Source organism: Neptuniibacter sp., assembly GCF_024231755.1.
Classification (GTDB): Bacteria; Pseudomonadota; Gammaproteobacteria; order Pseudomonadales; family Balneatricaceae; genus Neptuniibacter.
Genome location: NZ_JAAEQH010000064.1, coordinates 1 through 4,708, shown reverse-complemented (window position 1 = coordinate 4,708; position 4,708 = coordinate 1). Strand labels below are relative to the sequence as shown.

Genomic DNA, 4,708 nt, shown 5'->3' with positions numbered 1-4,708 from the left:
TGAACCAGGCGGCTGTACCGTGAGTGCAGCCAAGAGGGTACATCACTCCACGCGAAAGCGGGCTGACTTCCTATCCAGGTCGCTCATCACGAAAAAGTTTGGCAAACCACTTTTATGAGGGAAGGCAGATGACGGCGGGCTTCGGCCTTAGCTGGTGCGCCCTCTAGTGTGACGAAAGTCCACATAGTGGCTCCAAGTTAGTATCGTGAAGTTGTGATAATGTGGTATGATTAGCATAGCGGGTCCTACCAAGGGGCTTTTGAGTGGCTCGAGCGGTCTGACGCGAAAGTGTCACGGGCCGTTCCTAGGGGGCTGGGGGCCAGCAATGACCCCTGGCTACCCGACCGGCAAAGTTCAGAGGAAGCAATCTATTTGGTACGATAAGAGTGGCACAATGAATCACTTTTCAAGAACATTTCTGCTGGCGGGTGCAATTTTCATAGTTGTCGTCATTGTTATTGGTGTTTTGACTGTACTGCTGGGAGTGCTCGGAATAGGTGGGCTATGGTTTCTAAGTAGTCCGCCCTTACCTACAGATGAACAAATGATCAGTCACTATATGCAGTACGAGATAGAGTTTAATCAGTTGGCGCAAATGCTAGTCGATGAAGCGGATATCCTGATCGTCTTCCCTGACGATGAAAAATGTAATATATCTGAGAACTTGGATCAATCGATTATGGATGCGGTTGATCAAAGATGCAACGAGTATGTAAAGTCATTCAAGTTGCTTGGACTAGAATGGGCTTATAGCGGAGACGAACCACTGTATTTGTCTGTGCACTCTGAAGGTTTGAGTGTAAGTGCCATAAGAAGAGGATATTCCTACACGAGCGACCCACTGGATTTGCGGGGCGAGGTCGTGGAAAGCACAGAAGGGACTTGTAAACAGTTACCGTGCTATCGACAGATCGACGAGAACTGGTATATCTACTTGGACGATTGATCTTGTAGTTATCTATTCTTAACCCAAGAATGCTTTCTGAGGAAGGCAAAAGGTTGGTCTTGCACAAGTGAAAAAGCCGCCTAACCCCAATACGGTTCAGTTAAGGATAGTAACAGCCTCCGGGAATGGTTTGGAAGGCTGAGGCCAATGCCAGTGTTGTTTACGTTTCAATTTGAACTTTGACATTTTGCGTTTGACGACTCGCGGGTTGGAACGATCATCGCGTTCAGGCAAGCGGTGACGAACAATATCATTGAGTAGACGTTGATACAAGCGGGGCAACTGTTGTGGCACTGTCATCTGAAACTCTGAGATAGCATCACGAATGATCCGTACAGCATTGATAAAACTCAATCGATCGGGATCGAGTCCAGCTTGTACAGCAGCTTGGTGCATAACAGATCGCACCGCGTAGTGGGCAATCAATAAACCGTAGGCTTCTTGGATAACCCCAATGGGTTTCTGACTACGTAAGGGGATGTTAGGTAAACGTTGATGGGTATTCACCTCATCGATGGTGATTTCAATTTCCCAGCGTTGATGATACTCACAAGCCAACGTGTGAGCTGGGTACAAGTCTGGGTCCAACAATGAAGTAATCAGACGATGAAGCTCACCATGTCCATTTCGATGGGGGTCATCAATGGTATACTTGATAATGCGTACCAAGAGACGTTCACCGCGTTTCTTGCGATGATAATCAGAGGGATAGATGTATGCCAGGTAAGAACCGTCAGGTAGTGCTTTTACGAACTTGGGCTTGACGTGTGCAGGCAAGCGACCAAGAAAGTGGGTTTGGCGTAGCAGATATGTTTGGACTGCCATATCAAAGCTATGAAAGCCGCAATCCCACATCACGAGCATACCTGCCTTCACCGAGCGTAACATCCGTAGACCACCGACGCGTTCACTAGTGTGGCAAGGCCAGAATCCAGCATCACAGATGGTATGAGTGCCTGACTCACACAGATACACCGCTCGTGTCTGTGGAAAAGCACTGTCGCCTCGACCACCGCGGTGTCGACCGAAAAAGGCCTCGTTGGCTGGTGTGTCAGGAACATCTTCAACATCACCATCTATCGACATCAAACGCAAGCCAAACAGAAACGCGCCAGGTGTTTGTTCAGTGGCTATCGGTTTGCAGACGCGGTGGAACAACTCTACTGTGGATTGGGCTCCTAGCCGATAGCGAGCTTGACTAATCGCACTCTTGTTCGCTGTTTGATAGTCTTCGTCATCTGGCCAAATGTACCGCAGCCCTTTAACCATTTTGATCAACACTTGTTCCAAGGACATATTCGTGAACAGTCCCATAGCAACGCATAACATAAGCACCATCGTAGCAGGTAACTTTCTTACACGTTGCTCTTGTACTCCCAAGTCGATAATGACTGCTTCGACTGTGGCTTGGGGTATCACTTGCTCTAGTGCATTCAAACTCACTGCCTCGGGAAATCTGATGTTGTCTGTAATTGTCCGTAAACTGAATCCCATAGTTTGCCTCCTGCTTCCAAGGATTGCATATTATTATGCTCCTTGGCTCCAGAAGTCAAGCTCGGATTGTTCTTAACTGTACCGTATTGCGCCTAACCCTGCATCCAGCCGACCGGGCTAGTGCCCGCGCACATCGGCGGTCACACGCGCTTTCAATGTGTCTTGTAGCGATGGCTCTAGCCCGCAACCGCCCGGCGGCTGATGCTAGTCGTTAGCACGCCGAAGTGTAAAGGGCAAGCATACTTGTAGAGTAACAATGCTTCGAGATTTAAGGTCTTTTAGGAAGTGGGGTTTATTGCTGATCATCCTGGTGCCTGCTCTCAGCATTCTGTACTGTGTCTGGGGGTGGTTCGGTGCTATGGGGCCTCTTTACTGGCCAGTCCACTACCCGATATCCTACAATGGAACGTTGGGAATGTTTGCAAGTCTGATTGTGCTTCTCATTATTCTCACACAACTTCAGATTCGGGAATGGTGTCGTGTGGTACTGCTTCTAGTAACAAGCCTGTGCGTTGTCGCTGGCACTCTTTTTGCATTCTATGGTCTGTACCATTTGGACAGTGCCAGATTGGGTAACCAAGTATACCATCTTGCCTATGATACTATGAGGAACGGGCTGACTAAATATTGGCTTTGTGAATGTGAAAGCACAGGTACTTTCTGCGACCGTCACTCTTTTTACATCGGAGACTATTATCCTGAACCCACTGAGTTGATTGTTGATGAGAAAACTAACGAACTGAACGTGTGGATTGGCAACGAATTGATCTACACGCACGGTGATGATCCTCGTTGTCACATTGATCATTATTCTTGTTGGATTATTGATTAGGTAAATATCATTGTTGTGCAGGGCAGAATTTTCGCGGTAGCAGAGGTTTCGTGAAAAGTGAGGTAGGCGTGCTAACCGTCATTCCACCCGACCGTGCTATGCGCGTGCAAATCGGCGGCTCCGTGGTCTGAAACAGTGGTTTCTGGTCGAGTCTCTCACGCTAGAGCCGCACGGCGGGTGAATTTCACCGTTAGCCAGCAAAACAAGATTGATGTGCGATTCCATTTCTTGACAAAATAGAACAATTGATCTATATTTGGTTTGGGTGTGTACATGGCCGGTAATCAACGAAATTCATCGGTTGTGTCAAATTTAAACACTACAAAGATCAAAAGGAATAAAATGAACAAAAACGAATTTATCAACCAATATGCGCATGCTTGGAGAATCTTTGAACGTTTAGTGAAAGATTTTGATGAAGATGCATGGCTAAAAGCTGGACGTGGCAAAATTAGGCCAGCGCGGTTGTCATTGCATATCTTAATGGGCACCAAATATTATCTTGATGATTTCGACACGCCAATGCATTATCCATCCGGAAAGCCATTTAATTATGATTGGCAAAAAGTGAAAATAGCTGACCTGCCAACGCAAAATGATATTGTGACCTGTATTCAGGAAGTGCAGCTGAAGACGGAAGAATGGTTGACCAACCTGGATTATTCCGCTGAAAATAAACCATTTCCGTGGACTGGAGAAACAAACTTAAGCGTGGTCCTGTTTTTATTGCGGCATAGTCTATTTCATATCGGTGAGTTGAGTTCATTACTGAGCGAAAGCAAAGATGGTGGTGTAAAAGACTATTGGAAAAAAACGTTAAGAGGTTGACTCCAATTTTGTGCATCGATAAACATAACTAAAGTTTCTTGTCTTTTCGTTACCCCGCTAAATCCCCGTGCAGGCGGGGGGATTTAGCGGGATCGCAGACCGCCGTTCTCCCCTGATTTCGGAGGGAGCTAGCAGGGAGTGAGGATTTTTAGTAATATTGTTTACCGTGTAATTGCTCAATATATCTGTTTGAATGAAGTTGATTTCATGAAGATTAGCAGCGCTGCCTAGGCATCAAGTAGTGCTGTAAATCGAATTTTTATCCCCGCCAAAGCAGCTTCGGTAGTTGATGGTTCGGATTGCGAGAGTCGGTGATGTGATAAATTTGTGACCGAACTGAGATCGCTGGCTAACCCACATTGGAGTCCGACTGGGCTATCTTACGCCAATCCAACTGCTCCACGCGCTTTTAGTGGGTATTGTGGCGAATGCTCTTTCACGATACCCGCCCAGCGGCTCAATTTTATCGTTATGCTGCCTTGCAACACAATCAATACAGTCAAAGTGATATAGAGACGAATTCGAAAGGTAATAGGGGTGACCAAATATTATATTGAATCGAGATCTGTGAAATGGTGTGTATAGTAGCTCCAGCAGCGCCGTCTTTG

At 46.6% G+C, this 4,708-nt stretch carries 4 protein-coding genes; 3 read left to right on the top strand and 1 reads right to left on the bottom strand.

Going from position 1 to position 4,708, the window contains the following annotated elements:
* Nucleotides 1-544 precede the first annotated feature (544 nt).
* Entirely contained in the window at nt 545-946 is a 402-nt protein-coding gene (locus tag GY843_RS03080) for a hypothetical protein (protein ID WP_297306401.1), read from the top strand.
* Between the two features lie 96 nt (nt 947-1,042).
* Here GY843_RS03080 and GY843_RS03075 read toward each other — a convergent pair whose 3' ends face one another.
* Nucleotides 1,043-2,440 (bottom strand): IS4 family transposase, encoded by a 1,398-nt coding sequence (locus GY843_RS03075; RefSeq protein WP_297306399.1) that lies wholly within the window; start codon nt 2,438-2,440, stop codon nt 1,043-1,045.
* Between the two features lie 415 nt (nt 2,441-2,855).
* Here GY843_RS03075 and GY843_RS03070 point away from each other — a divergent pair, with 415 nt between their 5' ends.
* On the top strand, nt 2,856-3,272 hold the full coding sequence (locus GY843_RS03070) for a hypothetical protein (RefSeq protein ID WP_297306397.1): 417 nt from the start codon (nt 2,856-2,858) through the stop codon (nt 3,270-3,272).
* A 342-nt stretch (nt 3,273-3,614) separates the two neighbouring features.
* Complete coding sequence (locus tag GY843_RS03065; RefSeq protein ID WP_297306395.1) at nt 3,615-4,100, top strand: hypothetical protein; 486 nt, start codon at nt 3,615-3,617, stop codon at nt 4,098-4,100.
* Nucleotides 4,101-4,708 lie beyond the last annotated feature (608 nt).

Excerpts from the sequence above, each read along its gene's own strand:
- GY843_RS03080 (WP_297306401.1), top strand. The coding sequence starts at position 545 with ATGATCAGTCACTATATGCAGTACGAGATAGAGTTTAATCAGTTGGCG.
- GY843_RS03070 (WP_297306397.1), top strand. The coding sequence starts at position 2,856 with ATGTTTGCAAGTCTGATTGTGCTTCTCATTATTCTCACACAACTTCAG.
- GY843_RS03065 (WP_297306395.1), top strand. The coding sequence starts at position 3,615 with ATGAACAAAAACGAATTTATCAACCAATATGCGCATGCTTGGAGAATC.
- GY843_RS03075 (WP_297306399.1), bottom strand. The coding sequence starts at position 2,440 with ATGGGATTCAGTTTACGGACAATTACAGACAACATCAGATTTCCCGAG.